Raw genomic sequence first — 17760 nt, forward strand, 5'->3', positions numbered from 1 at the left:
CGAATACGGCAGGTCGCCGGGCTCTCGTCGTATCGCCGAGTGATCAGTGGACTGTCTCGGGCTGTCTCGTTGCTGCGGTAGTACCGGGGTCTCAGGAGGCGCATGACCGGCTTGCCGGTCTCGACACGTGCTCACGAGCCTCGATCCATGCCGGGATGAACGCACCTCACGGGGTATGTTTTATTCCGATTTACAGCCAAATCGGAAGGAGCAGCTGTGATCCTCTCGGAAATCTTGGAGCTTTTGGCGCGCCTCACTCACGTCCCCATCGAGGTGCAGCATTGTCTTACCGCACTGGCCAAGCACTGTCGTTTCTAGGGTGCGTAACTAGCCCAGCACCGGGGCCCGTTGCTCTGCTCGGCCGGGGGGGCTCATGGCTGTGCGAGCGGTCCCGCTGATACGACTTGGCGGGCGATGTAGCGATGACCCTGGTCTGCCGGTGGAACGGCCTTTCGTAGCCACCTTCCGGTGGGGCAGACGTGGAGTGACCGTCGATTTCGTTTTCGAAACCGCAGTTCGGGGGTCGTCCTCCGCACGGTCTGTAAATCTGCCAGCCGTGCCGGATGGGGCCGTCTCTGAGCCGTCTGGGGACGGCTGGTCGGTCTCGAAGGCCGTGGTGGTGTGGCGCTGGCGTCAGAGTGTGGTCACTCCACGGACGGCGACGCACTGACGGCAGTCGTTGACGGCAACAAGCGCGCACTTTGCCGTACCCCGGGAACCCCTCGTGTACCTCGCTGGCAAGGTCTGAGCGACGAGGGCGAGGCCACTGAACCAGCGGGGTGAACTCGCCCATCGGCGCTCAGGTGCCCTGTACCAGCGGCCGGCCGGATCGGTCACGGGTGCTGGGCCCCGGTACTTGGGGCTGGAGGCCATGAAGCTGGACGAGAATGGCAATCCAGACTGGGGGTGGACGTCAGAGGCGTAGTTGCCTGGGCTGCTTGCAGCCGTCTCTCAAAGGTAGCCCGCTATTGGTCGTCGTTCGTGTCTGGCCTGTCAGTCACTTCGGGGACTCTATGCCCGGGAAGCAAGCGCTTCGCCGTTTCGTTGGCATCGGGTTTAAGGCCGAGCTGAGTCAGTGCCGCAGTGGTTTTAAGCTGATCCTTCAGCTTAGGGTCGTCGACTCGTTCTATTAGAGCCGTTGCTTTCCCGAAACGGTCATCTTCATCGATCTTGGCTGCAATTACTCCAGCCTCCTGGGTGACTCTATCTTCCTTCAGTCGGGCCTGGCGGTTCAGAACCCCGCCTGCCGTTGTGATCAAAGCGCCCGAAAGGCCGGTAACCAACTTTACATCCCTGCCACCGTCCCGGAAAGCGATGAGGGCTCCGCTGGTCAGGATGATAATGCCGCCAAGAATCATGAACCCTACGCTCACCCAGAACATCACTGTGGAGTGTGTAAGTAGGCGATTCAGGTATTCGAGGTGAAATTTTTGCCGTTGCTCGGGGAGTGGAGCGGGTTTCTCTTCTCCGGTAGGTATTTCAGCATTGGTGGTGCCGACGGCGAGGCTGCCAGCTTGGATGACAGCATTGTCGCCCGTCACTACAATTCCGGAATTTGATTGGAATGCTGTCTTCGCCCAGATGTCACGCAAGCGGTGACCGGTCCCGAAAAACTGGTCTAATTTCACCGCTGCTTCGAGTGGCGGAAGCCTTAAACCGTGCTCTACTCTGCTCAGGTAATGCGCAGTGTACCCGGTCTCAGTGGCGACTCTCTTGAGAGGGAGATTCTTTTCATCTCGAATTCGTCGCATCTCCGAACCAAACAAAGACCTATCCGGTGGATCCGGTGTGGTTGGCACGGGCGTCCCCCCTTGTGCAAGGCACTGTGGATCATGCGGGCCTGAGGTCTGTCAGCTTTCTGGCATCAGGCTAGCCGTTGACATCGACTGGCGGACAGCTTGGCGTATGGCGCGACTGCGGCCAGGCGGTGGAAGCCGCAGTACATGAGCTGCCCTGACATCAGCCGTTGACATCAACAGCGGCGCACGAACGCGTACGTTGGCACACCCGCCCTCGATGCGTGAGCTAACAAGCTCCAGCAGGCCAGCGGTCGGCGATGGTGGTTCACGCGCCTACGGATCAGGTGGCCTTGTGGCTGACCTTTCCGACGCAGACAGGCAAGGCCTGCCCATGTGGTTGGCGCGCTACGCCGCGGAGGTGCGGGGTGGTGTCGCCGGTTCGACCCCGGCCCAGCCACACCGCCCTATCGGGGCATACACCCCCGCCGAAGATCATCGGCGGGGGTGTTTCGCGTCGGCTACGGCATCGCCCGTTCGGCGTGGTCAGCAGCCGGACACGGCAGTGCAGTTGTTGGGGACGTTGCCGCTCACCGTGGAACGGACCAGCGTCACGGTGCCGGCGAAGTTGAAGATGCCGCCACCGCTGATGGTCGCGGTGTTGTTCTGCACTGTGGAGCCGGTCAGCGTCAGCGAGCCGGAGTCATTGAAGATGCCGCCGCCGGTAGGGGCGCTGTTGTTCTGCACCGTGCTGCGGTCCAGAATCGCCATGCCGCTGTTGTAGATGCCGCCGCCACCGTCCGTCGCGGTGTTGTTCTGCACCACCGAGCTGGTCAGCATCAATGTGGAACCGCCGGTGCTGATGATGCCGCCGCCGCGAAAGGCGGTGTTGTTCTGCACCGTGGAGCGGGTCAGTGTCAGAGAGCCGTCGTTGAGGATGCCGCCGCCCAGGGTGGCAGAACCGTCCGTGATGACCAGGTTTCGCAGGGTCGCTTGGACGCCCGCGCGGACGTCGACGGTGGTGCCGGCGTGGTTGCCGTCGAGGACCGCGTTTCTGAGACCGACCAGGGTCACAGTCTTGGCGAGGGTGAAGTTGCCGATGCACGTCCCCCGCACCCGCAGCGTCGCCCCTGGGGCGGCGGCGATGAGCGCGGGCTGCAGGGCGCCGGGGTTGGCGTCGCAGTCCACCATGGTGGGCTGCGCAACGGCGACGGGACTGGTGCCGAGGAGACCGACCGCCACTGCCCCCGCGCTTGCGATCACCGTCGTCGCTCTTACCCACCAGCGCCACAGTGCCCGATCCGCCCGCATCACCATGTGCCTTCTCCTGTCTGTACCTGGCGAAGGACCATCGGCCCTGCCTGTCCGTTGTCCCCCTGGCCCTGCTTTCGTGCGCCGACTTTCTGCGAGCGCACCCACGGCCAGAACAACGGATGCCCTGGTCGGTGGTGGCCGCGGTGGTTGCGCCCCGCGCATCGCCCGGATGGGCGGGGGCAATGCCCGGTCTGGCCCACAGCCGCTCGGCGTGCAGGCGTTTCCTACGGGTACGCAGGGCGCGTGAGGGGCCCTGATCGGAGGCGGGTGTGGACAGGTCTCCTTCGAGGCGTTGAGCCCGGAATCAGGTGGAGCGGAGACGGCCACCACCCGACACCGACGGTCCCTGGCCAGGCTGTTCTCACCACGAGGTCGGCTCCGCGTTGACGGCGGTCCTTGACGGCAACAGCGGTGGACGTCGCTGTATCCGGGGGCACTGTTGTGTACCTCGCGGGTCGGGCAAGCCGGCCCTATTCCTGGCCTGGCGACCGGCAGAAGGATCTTGTAAAGCGAAGGTCGTCGGTTCGAATCCGACAGGGGGCTCCAGACAACCGGGCCGACCTGGGGTTTCCCTCGGGTCGGCCCGGTCGCGTCGGTCCTTCAGTGCCGCCCCGCCACGCGGTCCGCCGCCTTCGCCAGGCGGGAGGACTCCGTTCCCGGGCGCAGGCGTTCGCGCTGGTCGGCGGTGCGGTAGGTGGCGTACATGCCGTGGACGCCGAGCCAGCGGAAGGGTTCGGGCTCCCACTTGCGGACCTTGTGGTTGACCCAGGGCAGGTCGGTCAGCTCGGTGCGGCCGCCCTGGCCGGAGTCCTGTCGGACCAGGTCGCTCAGGGTGCGGGCGGCCAGGTTGGTGGTGGCGACGCCGGAGCCGACGTAGCCGCCGGCCCAGCCGAGGCCCGTGGAGCGGTCGAGGGTCACCGTGGCGCACCAGTCGCGGGGTACGCCGAGGACGCCCGACCAGGCGTGTGTCACGCGGACGCCGGCGAGGGCCGGGAAGAAGCGGGTCAGGATCTCCCGGAGGGCTTCGACGGTCGCCTCCTGCGTGCGGCCGTCGTTGTCCGTCCTCGATCCGAAGCGGTACGGGATGCCCCGGCCGCCGAGGGCGATGCGGCCGTCGGCGGTGCGCTGGGCGTACATGTAGGCGTGGGCCATGTCGCCGAGGGCTTCGCGGCCCTCCCAGCCGATGGCCGCCCACTGGTCCTCGGTCAGCGGCTCGGTGGCGATCATGGAGGAGTTCATGGGGAGCCAGGTGCGCCGCTGGCCCTTCAGGGACGCGGTGAAGCCCTCGGTGCAGCGCAGGATGTACGGGGCGCGGACGGTGCCGTAGGGGGTGACGGCGTGCTTGGGGCGGATCTCGGTGACCGGGGTCGACTCGTGGATCGTGACGCCGAGGGCCTCCACCGCCGCCGCGAGGCCCTTGACCAGCTTGACGGGGTGCAGGCGGGCGCCGTGCGGGGTCCAGGTGGAGCCGACCGCGTCGGCGATGCGGATGCGTTCGGCGGTCTGCCGGGCGCCGTACAGTTCCCGGTCCTTCTCGCCGTACGACAGCTCGTGCTCGTGGAAGGCCTTCAGGCGGGCCAGTTGGGCGGGGGTGGTGGCCACTTCGAGGACGCCGCCTGTGTGGATGTCGGCGTCGATGCCCTCGGCCTCGGCCACCGCGACCACCTCGGCGACGGTGTCGTTCATCGCCTTCTGCAGGCGTACGGCGGCTTCGTGGCCGTGCAGCCGGGCGTACCGGTCGCGGCCGGCGATGCCGTTGTAGAGCCAGCCGCCGTTGCGGCCGGAGGCGCCGTAGCCGCAGAACTTCTGTTCCAGGACGGTGATGCGGAGGAAGGGGGCCGCCTTCTTCAGGTAGTACGCGGTCCACAGGCCGGTGTAGCCGCCGCCGATGATCGCGACGTCGGCGGTCGCGTCCCCGGGCAGTGGCTCGCGTACCGCGGGGAGGCCGTCGTCCGCGTACCAGAAGGAGATCCCGCCGTTGACGACACTGCTTGCCGAGCTGCTCATGGCCGGGACGTTAACCCCTGGGGGCGGCCAGTGTCTCCTTCGGATTCCATGCTTTTCCGCGGCCTCTGGTCAGGGGGTAGCAGGCCAGTCCGATCAGTACGGAGACGAAGTGGCCCAGTTCGGTGAAGGTGCGTCCTTCGGCCAGGGGCAGGATGAAGACGACGAGGATGACCAGGAGGTACGCATAGCGCCAGGGCGGTGCGATGCGGTAGGTGAGGACGCCGATGACGCCGGCCAGTGCGTAACTGACGCCGATGTCCAGGGTGTTGAGGGCGGAGTACGGGGCCATGCCGTCGCGGACGGCCTTCAGCAGGGCGCCCTCGCTGATGAGCGTGGCCAGGACGTGGGCCAGGACGCACACCGCGAACCAGCGGGCCGTGCCGAGCCAGCGTTCGGCGGGTGCGTGGAAGACGGTGTACAGCAGCACGTAGGGGAGCCAGCGGCCGCTGTCGATCCACATCGCGCTGGCCACGAGGACCCGTACGGGGTTGTGTGACAGTTCGTGGATGTTGGTCGACCGCTGCCGCAGGAAGTGCTGCTCGAACTCCGGCGACATCTGGTGCAGCGCGACGGTCGTGACGAACAGGACCGCCAGCCACACGTACGCGCCGGGAGCACTGCGGATGTACGCCCATACGCCGCCGAGGCCCCGGTTGATTCGCATGAGCCGATTCACGCACGCCGGCATCGTCCGGTTCGTGATTGACATCCCCGGCGACCGCGCGGAGGCCCGGGCCGGAGATCGCCCGGCGGCTCGCGGGTTAGCCTCGCCGCATGATTCGTACCGCGATACCCGCCGACGTCCCCGTCATCCATGCCCTGGTCCGTGAGCTGGCCGAGTACGAGAAGGCGCCGCAGGAGGCGCGGGCGACCGAGGAGCAGCTGCGGGAGGCGCTGTTCGGGGAGCGGCCGGCGGCGTTCGCGCACATGGCGGTGGACGACGCCACCGGCGAGGCCGTGGGGTTCGCGCTGTGGTTCCTGAACTTCTCGACCTGGCGTGGGGTGCACGGGATCTACCTGGAGGACCTGTACGTCCGGCCCGGTGCCCGCGGCGGCGGGCACGGGCGGGCGTTGCTGACGGAGCTGGCGCGGATCTGTGTGGAGCGCGGGTACGGGCGGCTGGAGTGGTCGGTGCTGGACTGGAACAGGCCCGCGATCGGGTTCTACGAGGCGCTGGGCGCCCGTCCGCAGGACGAGTGGACGGTGTACCGGCTGACGGACGGGGCGCTGGCGGCGTTGGGGTCAGGTCACTGACTCGGGTACCGGGGCGTCGGCCGGCACCCCGTGTTTCGGGGCCTTGGCCGTGACCATCAGGCCGGCCGTCAGGCCCGCCAGGAGCATCACGCCGGCCGCCCACCAGATGGCGGTGGTGTAGCCGTGGACGACGCCGGCCGGGACCACGAGGGCCTTGGGCGCGCCGGTGCGCAGGTGGGCGGTGATGTAGGCGGTGCTGCTGGTGGTGGCGATGGTGTTGAGCAGCGCCGTACCGATCGAACCGCCCACCTGCTGCGAGGTGTTGACGGTCGCGGAGGTGACGCCGGAGTCGCGGGGTGCGACGCCGGAGGTCGCGGTGGCGAACACGGGCATGAAGGTCAGGCCCATGCCGAGGCCCATGAGGACGAGGGCGGGCAGGATCTCGGTGGTGTAGGAGGAGTGGACCGTCATGCGGGTGAGGAGCGCCATCCCGCCCGCGGCGAGGACCATGCCGGGGGCCATGAGCATGCGCGGTGCCACATGCTGCAGCAGCCGTGCGGAGATCTGCGTGGAGCCGGTGATGATCGCGGCGGTGAGCGGCAGGTAGGCGAGGCCCGTTCTGACCGGCGAGTAGCCGAGGATGATCTGCAGGTAGTAGGTCATGAACAGGAACAGGCCGAACATGCCGATCGTCGCGAGCATCATGGTCAGGAAGCAGCCGGCGCGGTTGCGGTCCTTGATGATGTGCAGCGGGAGCAGGGGGCTCGGGGCGCGGTTCTGCCACCAGACGAACGCGGTGAGCAGCAGGAGCCCGCTCGCGAAGAGGGCGAGGACCAGCGGGTCGCTCCAGCCGCGCGGCTCCGCCTCGCTGAAGCCGTAGACGATCGCGACGAGGCCGCCGCAGCCGAGCAGGACGCCGGGCACGTCGAGGCCGGCCTCGCGGTGGCCCGGGCGGTCGTGCAGGAGAGCGAAGGCGCCGACCACGGCGAGGACGGCGATGGGCACGTTGACGTACAGGCACCAGCGCCAGTTGAGGTACTCGGTGAGCAGGCCGCCGACGATGAACCCGATCGCCGAGCCGCTGCCGGCGAGGGCGCCGTACACGCCGAAGGCCTTGCCGCGTTCGCGGGGGTCGGTGAAGGTCGTGGTCAGCAGGGAGAGCGCGGAGGGCGCGAGGACGGCGGCGAAGGCGCCCTGCAGCGCGCGGGCGCCGAACAGCATGCCGGAGCTGGTGGCGGCGCCGCCGATGGCCGAGGCGACGGCGAAGCCGATGAGTCCGATGACGAAGGTGCGTTTGCGTCCGACGAGGTCGGCGATGCGGCCGCCGAGCAGGAGGAGGCCGCCGAAGGCGAGGGTGTAGGCGGTGATCACCCACTGCCGGTTGCCGTCGGACATGTGCAGGGCGTGCTGGGCGGAGGGGAGCGCGATGTTCACGATCGTCGCGTCCAGGACGACCATCAGCTGGGCGAGGGCGATGACGACGAGGCCCCACCAGCGGTGCGGATCGGTCCCCTCGGGGGTCTTCCGGAAGGGGCCGGCTTCACCCGTTCGGCCGATACTCATCTGGCCAGAAGACCACGAATCAGGGCGTATTGCATCCGTGTGTGCGTTCCGGCCGTCCGGGGCGCTGCCCGTGGGTTTCGGCGGGTGCTTCATGGCTCCAGTACCACCTTTCCGATCGATCCGCGGTTCTCGAGTGCGCGGTGCGCGGCGGCCGCGTCCGCGAGGGGGAAACGGGTGACGGCGGGACGCAGCCGGCCGTGGGCGGCCTCGGCGAGCGCGCGCTGTTCGAGTGCGTGCAGGCCGCCCGCCCTGCGGAGCATCTCGGGGCCGAGCACGGACCGGGAGACGCCCTCGACGAGGTACCCCCCGCCCTCCCCGATGCCTCCGCCGACCAGCCGAAGACCAGGTGCCGCCCGCCGGGCCCGAGGAGGGCGACGGCCTGCCGGGCCGCCTCGCCGCCGACGCCGTCGTAGACGATCGAGGCCTGCCCGGCCCCGAGGTCGGCCCGGACCTTCGCGGGCCAGGCGGTGTCGGTGTAGTCGACGGCGAGATCGGCGCCGTTCGCCCGGACCCGGGCCGCCTTCTCCGGGCCGCCCGCGAGTCCGACCACGGTGGCGCCGGCGTTCTTGGCGTACTGCACGAGCAGGGTGCCGACGCCCCCGGCGGCGGCCGGTACGACCACCACGTCCTCCGGCCCCGGCTCGGCGAACTGCACGATCCCGAGCGCCGTACGGCCTGTGCCGATCATGGCGACGGCGGCGGCGAAGTCCAGGTTCCGCGGGATCTCGTGCACCCGGTCGACGCCGGTGACGGCGAGTTCGGCGTACCCTCCGGGCGCGAGACCGAGGTGAGCCACGACCCGCCTGCCGAGCCACAGCCCGTCGACGCCGTCGCCGAGCGCGTCCACGACCCCGGCGACCTCGCGGCCGGGCACGGTCGGCAGGGCGGGCCGCTCGGGCAGCGGGCCCCGGTGTCCGGCGCGCAGGGCGGCGTCGAGCAGGTGCACCCCGGCCGCGGCGACCGCGATCCGCACCCGGCCCGGTCCGGGGACCGGGTCCGGGGCCTGCTCGTAGGTGAGGTTCTCGGCGGGACCGAAGGCGTACAGGCGGACGGCGTGCATGGTGACCCCCCAGGAGGACGGCTGTGTCATCGCATCCACGCTCCGACCTCAAGCGCGCTTGAGGTCAAGGACGGGCCGGCCGAGGATCAGGGACACCGCGGTGACCGCGCTGTTGAAGGACACCTCCGACAGCACGCCCGGCGCCGCCACCTGGTCGCCGGCGAGATAGACCCCGTCGCCGCGGTCCACGGCGGGCCGGTCCCGCCAGCTGCTCCCCGGCAGGTCCAGGGCCCCGGTACGGCCGTCCGCCACTGCCTCCCGCCGCCAGGTCAGCCGCTCCCGCCAGCCCGGGAAGCCCAGGTCGAGGAGGTGCTCGGCGCGGGCGAGACCGTCGGCGCGGGACTCGCCCGGCGCGATCGGGAACTGGCCCTGGATCAGCTGCTCCCCGGCCGGGGCGAGGGACGGATCGGGTGCCGTGCACCGCTCCAGCCAGCCGGTTGCGTCGAGGTCGGAGAGGACGAAGGGGTCACCGCGCCGGGCGCGTACGGCGAGGTCGAGCAGGACGGTACGGCCGCTCGGCCAGGTCAGCGAGTCGTCGCCGAGCAGCCGCCGGGCGGCGGCCAGCGAGGTGGCGACGACCACGGGGGCGCCGGTGGGCAGTGCGTCGACGCGGGACAGGGTCTCGACGCGCACGCCCAGGTTCCAGGCCCGTGCGGCCATCCGGTCGATCAGGGAGGCCCAGCCGCCGACCGGGTAGTGCGCCTCCGGCGGCAGCTTGGTGGCCCGGCGCAGCCGTTCCTGCACGAACGCGGCGGACAGGGAGCCGGGGTCGTGGTGGAAGAGCGCGACGGCCGCGTAGTGCGCGGCGGCGCGGGCCCCCTCCTCCCCGGCGACACCGGTCGCCCAGGACAGGAAGTCGGCGTCGACGGGCGCCTGCCGGACGCCGGGGCGCAGCAGCTTCAGCATCCCGAAGGGCGGGGTGCGGCGCAGCGCGCCGTGGTGCCGCAGCCGCAGCCGGGCGGCCTCCAGGGCCGGGATCGGGGCGAGCGGACCGATCAGCTTCCGCTGCCTGAGCCAGGTCCAGTGCGGGCCGCCGTTGTAGAGGGCGTGCGGGCCCTCGTTGGTGCGGTACGGCCCCTCGGCGGTGCGGGCCCGGCCGCCCAGGGTGTGATGGGCCTCGTACACGGTGACCTCGGCACCTGCCTCGGCGGCGGTGATCGCGGCGGTGAGCCCGGCGAAGCCGCCGCCGACGACGGTGATGCGGTGCGCGGTGCGGCGCAGGGGACGCTGCATGGGGTGGTTCACGGGTGGGCCCTCCCTCGGATCGGTACACGGACTGCCTGGCGGGGCCGGAATGTGACATCGCCAGGGTTTCCCCAGGTCAGAGGGATTGTCAGTGGTGGGGTGCAGCATGGGGGCATGGCGAGGAGAGCGACGGGCGGCCGTGCGGCGGGCCGGGCAGGGGTGAAGGGCGCGCGACGGCCGGAGCTGCGGCTGCCGCCCCTTCGTCCGTGGCCGGCGGGCGAGTTGGAGCCGGACGGGGACTACGACGGGCTGGACTTCAGGGAGGCCGACCTGACCGGGCAGGACGGCGTGGGCGCCCGGTTCATGGACTGCGCGCTCACCGGCTGCCTGATGGACGGCACGGCGCTGGGCCGGGCCAGAGTGCTGGACTCGGTCCTGACCGGGCTGCGCGGGGTGGGCACGCATCTCGCCGAGTCCACGTTCCGGGACGTCGAGCTGATCGACGCCCGGCTGGGCGGCACCCAGCTGCACGGCGCCGTCCTGGAGCGGGTCGTGGTCCGCGGCGGCAAGATCGACTACCTCAACATGCGTGAGGCCCGCCTGGAGGACGTCGTCTTCGAGTCCTGCGTCCTGGTCGAGCCGGACTTCGCGGGCGCGACACTGGAGCGGGTGGAGTTCGTCGACTGCGCGCTGAGAGAGGCCGACTTCGGCGGCGCGACACTGCAGGACGTGGACCTGCGCGGGGCCGCGCCACTGGAGATCGTGCGGGGGCTGGACCGGCTGTCGGGAGCGGTGATCAGCACGGGGCAACTGCTGGATCTGGCACCGGTGTTGGCGGCGGAGCTGGGGATCCGGGTGGAGTAGGCCCTACGGCACGCGTGGAAAGCGGGCCTGGAGTGTCCAGACGGCCGGGTTCTCCGACAGGTCCTCGTGCAGGTCGGTCAGGTCGGCGATCAGGTCGTGCAGGAAGTCGCGGGCCTCGCGGCGCAGTTCGGCGTGGGAGAAGGACAGCGGGGACTCCTCGGCCGGCACCCAGTCGGCGCTGATGTCGACCCAGCCGAAGCGGCGCTCGAACAGCATCCGGTCGGTGGACTCGGTGAAGTCCAGCTCCGCGCGCTGCGGGCGGGCGGCGCGGGAGCCCATCGGGTCCCGGTCCAGCCGCTCCACGATGTCGCACAGCGCCCACGCGAAGTCCAGCACCGGCACCCATCCCCAGGCTGTGGACAGCTCCCGGTCCGTCTTCGTGTCCGCGAGATACACGTCACCGCAGAACAGGTCGTGCCGCAGCGCGTGGACGTCCGCGCGGCGGTAGTCGGTCTGCGGGGGGTCCGGGAACCGGTTGGAGAGGGCGTAGCCGATGTCGAGCACGGAAGAGATGGTGTCACGCCCCGGCAGGACCACCGGACACTCGGATCACTCGGACCCCGGCACTTAAGATCACTGACATGTCCAGATCCGTACGCCTTGTGCCGGCCGTCGCGGCCCTGCTCGCCCTCGCTCTGACCGGCACCGCATGCGACGGCGGGGTGCGCGGCACCCCCGGCGGCTCAGGTGTACGCGACCCCTACTTCCCGAAGGCCGGCAACGGCGGCTACGACGTCGGGCACTACGACCTCACCCTGGACTACACCCCTTCCACCCGCCGTCTCACCGGCACGGCGGTCATCACCGCCCGCGCCACCCAGGACCTGTCAGCCTTCGACCTCGATCTGGCCGGGCTGCACGTCGACTCGGTCACCGTCGAGGGCAAGGAGGCCCGCTTCAACCGGGCCGGCCAGGAACTCACCGTCCGCCCGCACGACGACCTGAGCAGGGGCGAGACCTTCCGGACCACCGTCCGCTACTCGGGCAGCCCGCAGACCCTCACCGACCCCGACGGCTCCAAGGAGGGCTGGCTGCCCACCGCCGACGGCGCCCTCGGCCTCGGCGAACCCGTCGGCTCCATGGCCTGGTTCCCCGGCAACGACCACCCCTCCGACAAGGCGACCTACGACATCACCATCACCGTCCCGGAGGGCCTGCAGGCCGTCTCCAACGGAGAGTTGGCCGACCAGTCCACCAAGGGCGGCCGTGCGACCTGGCACTGGCACACCGCGCAGCCCATGGCGAGCTACCTCGCCACGGTCGCCGTCGGCCACTTCGACCTCACCCGCAGCACCGGGCCGCACGGCCTGCCGATCCTCACCGCCGTCGACCCCACCCAGGCGAAGGCGAGCGAGAAGGTGCTCGCGCAGCTCCCCGAGATCATCAGGTGGGAGGAGATCAACTTCGGGCCCTACCCCTTCTCCTCCACCGGCGCGATCGTCGACCGCCCCGATGACGCCGGCTACGCCCTGGAGACCCAGAACCGGCCCGTCATACCCGGCACCCCGGACACCGGAACCCTCGTGCACGAACTCGCCCACCAGTGGTACGGCGACTCGGTCACCCCGAAGTCCTGGCAGGACATGTGGCTCAACGAGGGCTTCGCCACCTACGCGGAGTGGCTGTGGCGGGAGGACCACGGCGGCGAGAGCGTCCAGCAGACCTTCATGGACTACTACGACGGCGACGACAAGGCCGTCTGGGCCTACCCGCCCGCGAAACCGTCGAGCGCCGCCCATATCTCCGACAGTCCCGTCTACGAGCGTGGCGCGATGGTCCTGCAGAAGATCCGGCAGAAGGTCGGCGACGACGCGTTCTACGACATCATCCAGGGCTGGGCCGCCGCCCACCGCGGCGGCAACGTCACCACGGCCGACTTCACGGCGTACGTGGAGAAGAAGGCCCCGCACCAGGACTTCACCGAGATCTGGAAGGACTGGCTGTACGGAGACGGCAAACCGGCCCATCCGTGACGGGCACCTCGGCCGGCTCCGGCGCGAGCCGTTCGAGGAACATGGCAGGACACCATCCGCAGGTACCCACCACATTCGGGGGACGGAAGACGATGACCATCCAGCCACCGCCGTACGGCAGTCAGCCCCTGGCACCGATGCCGCCCCCACCGGGCGCCGCTCCGCAGGGCTTCGGCCCGCCGCCCCAGTACGGCTACGCCCCGTCGCCACCACAACCACCCGTCTCCGGCCCTGAGTTCATGGCGGTCGACCGCCACAATTCGATCGTGGTCGACACGGAGGGCGTGGCCTTCGAGAGCCATGGCCTGTCCGCGGACTTCCCCTGGCAGCAGATCCGCAGCGCCCACTTCAAGGCGAGCCCGTCCGGCAAGCACCTGATGATGGCGGTGGTCCTTGTGGACGGCAGGGTCTTCGAGTGCGTGGTGGAGGCGAAGCCGAGGGCGAAGCTGGGGGAGTGGTTCGCTCAGCTGGCGGCGGTGCTGGGGTACTACCGCCCGATGGGCTGAGAGGGCTCGGCGCCGGGCGAACCCGCCGTGCGACCGAGGGTTCACCGAGTCCGGGAGTGTTCCTCCCAGTGCGCCAACTCTTCACGGGTGGCAAGTACGTCGGGATGGTCCGGGCCCAGGACGCGTACCTGCTCGTTCAGCAGGTACGTGAACGAGACCGCCGCGCCGGCCGCGTCTCCGGCCCGGCCGCGCCAGTGGGCGTGACCGCGGTGGGCGGCGAAGACCTTCAGCCAATTGGAGCGGACCAGCGCCTCATTGCCGTACGGCCCGCTCCGCGGCTGGAGGCCGCCGGTGCCGCGCAGTGTGCGGAGCAGGTCGTTCAGCAGTGTTTCGTACGTGATCGCCGCCCCGTACGCGTCCCCCGACTCGCCCTGCACGCGTGCGAGTTCGGCGGCCGTCTCGAGGGCGTACGAGGAGTCGGCGCCGAACGACCGCTGCTGCAGTGGGAGCAGTTCGGCGTACGCCGCCACCGCCCCGGCGGTGTCGCCCGCCGCCTCCCGCCAGCGGCCCAGCGCCGCACGCGCGGCGAACGTACGCGCATGGTGCGGGCCGAACACCCGGCTCTGCCGGTCGACGATTGCGGCGTACCCGGCCGCGGCCCCGTGCGCGTCGCCGGACACTCCCTGCCAGTGGGCCTGCCGGGCGCAGGCGGCTTCCAGGCTCGGGGACTCGGGGCCCTGGCGGCGCAGCACCTCACCGGCCAGCCACGCGAAGTGGTCCCGGGCCCCGGTCGCCGACCGGCCTGTCGTGCCGAGGAGTTCGCCCGTACGGAACAGCAGCTCGTGGGTGTCGGGGTGCGGGTCCTCGAAGAGTTCGTTGAGGGACACGCCCAAAGTGCCGGGCGCCGGAGGGGTGAACGGTGACCACAGCGCGGCCGCGGCGTGTGCGCGCAGCACGTCGGCGGCGTCGGCGAGCACCGGGACGAAGGCGGGATCCGCGCCGTGCGCGTCAGCGGCCTTGACCCAGGCCGACGCGACCGTCCGGGCCAGGCCCCGGATCCGGTCCGCGGGCAGCCCCTCGCGCACCGCCCGTTGCAGCACCGGATGCACGCGCACCGCACGGTACGGATCGCCCGACCCGCGCGGCTCGTAGTCGATCAGCCCCAGTCGGTCCAGAACGCCGAGCGCTGCCGTGATGTCCTCGCCGCGCAGGAACTGTCCCGGCGACGGGGTGGCGCGTTGCTGTTGGACGTAGTCGGCGCAAGCCTGGTTGGTGAAGACCGAGGCCGGTGCTCCCGCGGCGGGCAGGAGCGACGCCACCTCCATCAGGGGGCGCGCCAGTTCCGTCGGGGGCAGCCGGTCGGCTCGGTTGAGCAACGACCTCCACGCCTCGGTCACGGCGAAGCCCTGCCCGTCGGGCAGGGCGCCCGGCCCCGGCAGGAGCCCGGAGAGCGGGCGCCCCCGACGGGCCCCGCTGCTGTCGTCCGCGCCGTCGAGCAGGTCGTACTCGCGCAGCAGGCCGAGGTACGTGCCGCAGTCCTGTCCCGAGCCGGCGAGGCCGGCCGCCACCTGGGCGAGCGCCAGCGGCAGGAAGCCCAACTCCCGGGCCAGGGCATCCAGGTCGGAGGCCGGCCCCGGATCACGTCCGTAGGCGGCCAGCGCCTCGGAGAGGTATGTCGTCGCCTCGTCCGGGGTGAATCCGCCGACCGGGACCACCGCACGGTTCGGTGCCGGCTGTGCCACGTCCCGGCGCCGGGTGGTGACCAGCACCTCGCCGTCCTGGTTCTGCGGAGGCCACAGGCCCCGCAGATCCTCGGGATCGGCCACGTCGTCGAGCACGATCAGCCAACGGCGCCGCGGGCCCCCGGCATCGGGCCGCAGCCAGGCGAGGAATGCCTGCGCCGCCTGTTCGGCTGCGGCCGTACCCGAGCCGCCGGCCGGGTCCGCACCGGTGATGTCGGCGATGGCATGGGCGTACGCGGCGACGACGGCCTCGCGGTCGGTGCCGGCGACCCACAGGAGCAGGTCGACTCGCTTCTCCTGCCAGGCCGCACGCGCGAACCGGGCGGCCTGCTGCGTCTTGCCCACGCCCGCGGTACCGACAAGGACCGTGCAGCGCACGGCGGTCGACGCGGCATCGGCGTTCGTCCGCTCGTCGAGCGCGGGGCGCGGCTGGAAGCAGCGGGCCGCAGCCGGAATCACCCCCAGCTGGAGCGGCCAGGATGCCGGCGAGCGGTGGTTGGCGTAGTACGAGACCTGGTCGGCGTGCCCCACGGCCATGCCGTGGTGACTGGCCTGGACGACGTACGGCGGCGACGAGGCGGGGGACACGGACGACACGGAGGACGCGGAGAAAGCGGAGTCCGGGAAGGATGAGGAGAAGTGAGGGCTGCTGTCGTCAGCCGGTCCGTTCAGCCCTGGGACGGAGCCGGCGGCGGAGGGGGGCTCAGCTGTACTCCTCCGTTGATCACCGCGGCGGCGACCGAGCCGTTGTCGGCGCTGATGCTCAGGTCCCCGCCGACGGCGAGCCCGCCGTCCCCGGCCGTCGGCCCCGGCGCCGCGTGCGTGTCGAGCAGCGCCCGCAGCTGCGCGGCGGCCGACGCCCGTTCGTCCTCCGTCAGGCCCTCCAGCAGACTCTCGAACCTGGCCTGCCACAGGGCCTCGTGCCGGATGCGCATCCGCTCCGCCGGTACGCCGGTGCCGGCGCTCCCCGGAGCTGCCGCCGCGAGGTCGGCCGCCGTCCGGTCCAGGCGCGCCAGCTCACCGGACTCCCGTTCGGCGTCACCCCGCCCGAACCATGTGGCCACATGCTGACGGAACGCCGCCCATGCCTCCGTACCGGCGGCTTGGACCACCGCGGTTCCCCCAGCGGTCGCCAGCCCCACCAAAGCCTCCGGCAGCACGCGCGGTCCCCCTTCCGTGCCGGTCGCCAACGAGCCCGTTGATCCTATCGTCGGTGCCTTCTTCGACGCCGGGCGTTTTCTGCACGAGGGATCCACGGATCAGCGCAGGCTCTCTCACCGGGGGAGCGCCCGGCCGCGGCACACCGCAGGCCGGGGCTCCCGCACGGTGCAGCGTCCGTCAGACGTTGACGCCGAAGTCCTGGGCGATGCCGACCAGGCCCGAGGCGTAACCCTGGCCCACCGCGCGGAACTTCCACTCCGCGCCGTTGCGGTACAGCTCGCCGAAGATCATGGCCGTCTCGGTGGCGGCGTCCTCGGAGAGGTCGTAGCGGGCGATCTCGGCGCCGCCGGCCTGGTTGACGATGCGGATGTAGGCGTTGCGGACCTGGCCGAAGTTCTGGCCGCGGTTCTCGGCGTCGTAGATGGAGACCGGGAAGACGACCTTGTCGATGTCGGCCGGGAGCGCGGCCAGGTTGACGTTGATCGCCTCGTCGTCGCCCTCGCCCTCGCCGGTGCGGTTGTCACCGGTGTGGACGATGGTGTTGTCCGGGGTCTGCTTGTTGTTGAAGAAGACGAAGTGCGCGTCCGAGTAGACCTTGCCCTGGGTGTTGACCGCGATGGCGGAGGCGTCCAGGTCGAAGTCCGTGCCGGTGGTGGTGCGGACGTCCCAGCCGAGGCCCACGGTGACGGCGGTCAGGCCCGGAGCCTCCTTGGTGAGCGAGACGTTGCCACCCTTGGACAGGCTTACAGCCATGTTGGGAGTCCTTTCCTTGGATATGTGTGGTGCAGTGCCGTTGAAGCTACCGTCACCGGGAAGAACGTCGAGGGGGGTACCCGTGGTTCCGGCTCCCTTTACCTTTTTTACCGAGCACCTTCTTCGCCGGCCGTGCGGTCGCGGGCCCGGAAATCCAGGTGACGTGGACCGGGCGGGACCGGGAAGATGGACCGCATGTCCGGTCCCTACGTCATCCGTGGCTCCGTCTCCCTTCCCGAGGCCGAGCTGATGTGGCGTTTCTCCAGGTCGTCCGGGCCCGGTGGGCAGCACGTCAACACCAGTGACTCGCAGGTGGAGCTGCGCTTCGACCTCGCCCGCACCGAGTCGCTGCCCGCGGTCTGGAAGGAGCGGGCGCTCAAGCGGCTCGCGGGCCGGCTCGTCGACGGCGTGGTGACCGTACGGGCCTCCGAGCACCGCTCCCAGTGGCGCAACCGCGAGACCGCCGCCGTGCGCCTCGCCGCCCTGCTCGCGGAGGCCAGCGCGCCCCCGCCCAAGCCGCGCAGACCGACCCGGATCCCGCGCGGCATCAACGAACGCCGGCTGCGGGAGAAGAAGCAGCGCTCGGAGACGAAGCGGGGCCGCACGGGCCGGGACTGGGGGTGAGCCCGGCGGGCGCGGGGAGGCGCCCGTCACCCGCACGGCTGCCCTCGCGCCTGTGAGCCGTCACATCCGGGGCCTTGCGTTCGTCAGTGAGTCAGTGAGCCGGCGAGTCGGCCGGCCACCAGGGCGACGGAGAGGCCG

At 70.6% G+C, this 17760-nt stretch carries 15 protein-coding genes and 2 pseudogenes; 5 read left to right on the top strand and 12 right to left on the bottom strand.

The features are described from left to right. Positions 1-965: 965 nt before the first annotated feature. From LMU33_RS33115 to LMU33_RS33130, 5 genes and pseudogenes are all read right to left on the bottom strand, one after another. Positions 966-1592 carry a TRADD-N-associated membrane domain-containing protein gene (locus tag LMU33_RS33115; protein WP_249814567.1) on the bottom strand — a complete coding sequence of 209 codons (627 nt, stop codon included), beginning with the start codon at positions 1590-1592 and terminating at the stop codon, positions 966-968. A gap of 3 nt (positions 1593-1595) precedes the next feature. Beyond that, positions 1596-1751: pseudogene (locus LMU33_RS42105) on the bottom strand (helix-turn-helix domain-containing protein); the annotation flags it as partial. 531 nt (positions 1752-2282) lie between these two features. Then, positions 2283-3053 (bottom strand): right-handed parallel beta-helix repeat-containing protein, encoded by a 771-nt coding sequence (locus LMU33_RS33120; protein ID WP_228624476.1) that lies wholly within the window; start codon positions 3051-3053, stop codon positions 2283-2285. A gap of 597 nt (positions 3054-3650) precedes the next feature. Beyond that, a complete protein-coding gene (locus LMU33_RS33125) occupies positions 3651-5057 on the bottom strand; it encodes an NAD(P)/FAD-dependent oxidoreductase (protein WP_228624477.1) in 1407 nt (468 codons plus the stop codon). 10 nt (positions 5058-5067) lie between these two features. Beyond that, positions 5068-5721: a rhomboid-like protein gene (locus LMU33_RS33130; RefSeq protein ID WP_228624478.1), complete on the bottom strand. Its 654-nt coding sequence runs from the start codon at positions 5719-5721 to the stop codon at positions 5068-5070. Between the two features lie 110 nt (positions 5722-5831). Between LMU33_RS33130 and LMU33_RS33135 the strand changes: the two genes are divergently transcribed. After that, on the top strand, positions 5832-6311 hold the full coding sequence (locus LMU33_RS33135; RefSeq protein WP_228624479.1) for a GNAT family N-acetyltransferase: 480 nt from the start codon (positions 5832-5834) through the stop codon (positions 6309-6311). Here the strand turns inward: LMU33_RS33135 and LMU33_RS33140 are convergent. From LMU33_RS33140 to LMU33_RS33150, 3 genes and pseudogenes are all read right to left on the bottom strand, one after another. Next, on the bottom strand, positions 6300-7814 hold the full coding sequence (locus LMU33_RS33140) for an MFS transporter (RefSeq protein ID WP_228624480.1): 1515 nt from the start codon (positions 7812-7814) through the stop codon (positions 6300-6302). The two genes, LMU33_RS33135 and LMU33_RS33140, sit on opposite strands and share 12 nt — an antisense overlap. A gap of 89 nt (positions 7815-7903) precedes the next feature. Then, positions 7904-8874 (bottom strand): annotated as a pseudogene (locus LMU33_RS33145) (zinc-binding dehydrogenase). A 48-nt stretch (positions 8875-8922) separates the two neighbouring features. Next, positions 8923-10107, bottom strand: a complete 1185-nt coding sequence (locus LMU33_RS33150) for an NAD(P)-binding protein (RefSeq protein WP_228624558.1) — start codon at positions 10105-10107, stop codon at positions 8923-8925. Between the two features lie 126 nt (positions 10108-10233). Between LMU33_RS33150 and LMU33_RS33155 the strand changes: the two genes are divergently transcribed. Further along, complete coding sequence (locus LMU33_RS33155) at positions 10234-10923, top strand: pentapeptide repeat-containing protein (RefSeq protein ID WP_228624481.1); 690 nt, start codon at positions 10234-10236, stop codon at positions 10921-10923. Between the two features lie 3 nt (positions 10924-10926). Here the strand turns inward: LMU33_RS33155 and LMU33_RS33160 are convergent, their stop codons facing one another. Continuing rightward, positions 10927-11427, bottom strand: coding sequence for a hypothetical protein (locus LMU33_RS33160; protein ID WP_228624482.1), 501 nt, complete (start codon positions 11425-11427; stop codon positions 10927-10929). A 77-nt stretch (positions 11428-11504) separates the two neighbouring features. Here LMU33_RS33160 and LMU33_RS33165 point away from each other — a divergent pair, with 77 nt between their 5' ends. Beyond that, on the top strand, positions 11505-12896 hold the full coding sequence (locus LMU33_RS33165) for a M1 family metallopeptidase (protein ID WP_228624483.1): 1392 nt from the start codon (positions 11505-11507) through the stop codon (positions 12894-12896). A gap of 92 nt (positions 12897-12988) precedes the next feature. Beyond that, on the top strand, positions 12989-13402 hold the full coding sequence (locus LMU33_RS33170; RefSeq protein ID WP_228624484.1) for a hypothetical protein: 414 nt from the start codon (positions 12989-12991) through the stop codon (positions 13400-13402). Between the two features lie 41 nt (positions 13403-13443). Here the strand turns inward: LMU33_RS33170 and LMU33_RS33175 are convergent, their stop codons facing one another. From LMU33_RS33175 to LMU33_RS33185, 3 genes are all read right to left on the bottom strand, one after another. Further along, on the bottom strand, positions 13444-15672 hold the full coding sequence (locus LMU33_RS33175) for an NB-ARC domain-containing protein (protein ID WP_228624485.1): 2229 nt from the start codon (positions 15670-15672) through the stop codon (positions 13444-13446). 80 nt (positions 15673-15752) lie between these two features. After that, entirely contained in the window at positions 15753-16148 is a 396-nt protein-coding gene (locus LMU33_RS33180; protein ID WP_308280828.1) for a hypothetical protein, read from the bottom strand. Positions 16149-16422: 274 nt separating this feature from the next. Further along, positions 16423-16998: a TerD family protein gene (locus LMU33_RS33185; protein WP_228624487.1), complete on the bottom strand. Its 576-nt coding sequence runs from the start codon at positions 16996-16998 to the stop codon at positions 16423-16425. Between the two features lie 186 nt (positions 16999-17184). Between LMU33_RS33185 and arfB the strand changes: the two genes are divergently transcribed. Continuing rightward, positions 17185-17622 (top strand): alternative ribosome rescue aminoacyl-tRNA hydrolase ArfB, encoded by a 438-nt coding sequence (gene arfB, locus LMU33_RS33190; protein ID WP_228624488.1) that lies wholly within the window; start codon positions 17185-17187, stop codon positions 17620-17622. The last annotated feature ends 138 nt before the right edge of the window (positions 17623-17760 follow it).

Origin of the sequence: Streptomyces barringtoniae (assembly GCF_020819595.1) — a bacterium.
GTDB classification, from domain to species: Bacteria; Actinomycetota; Actinomycetes; order Streptomycetales; family Streptomycetaceae; genus Streptomyces; species Streptomyces barringtoniae.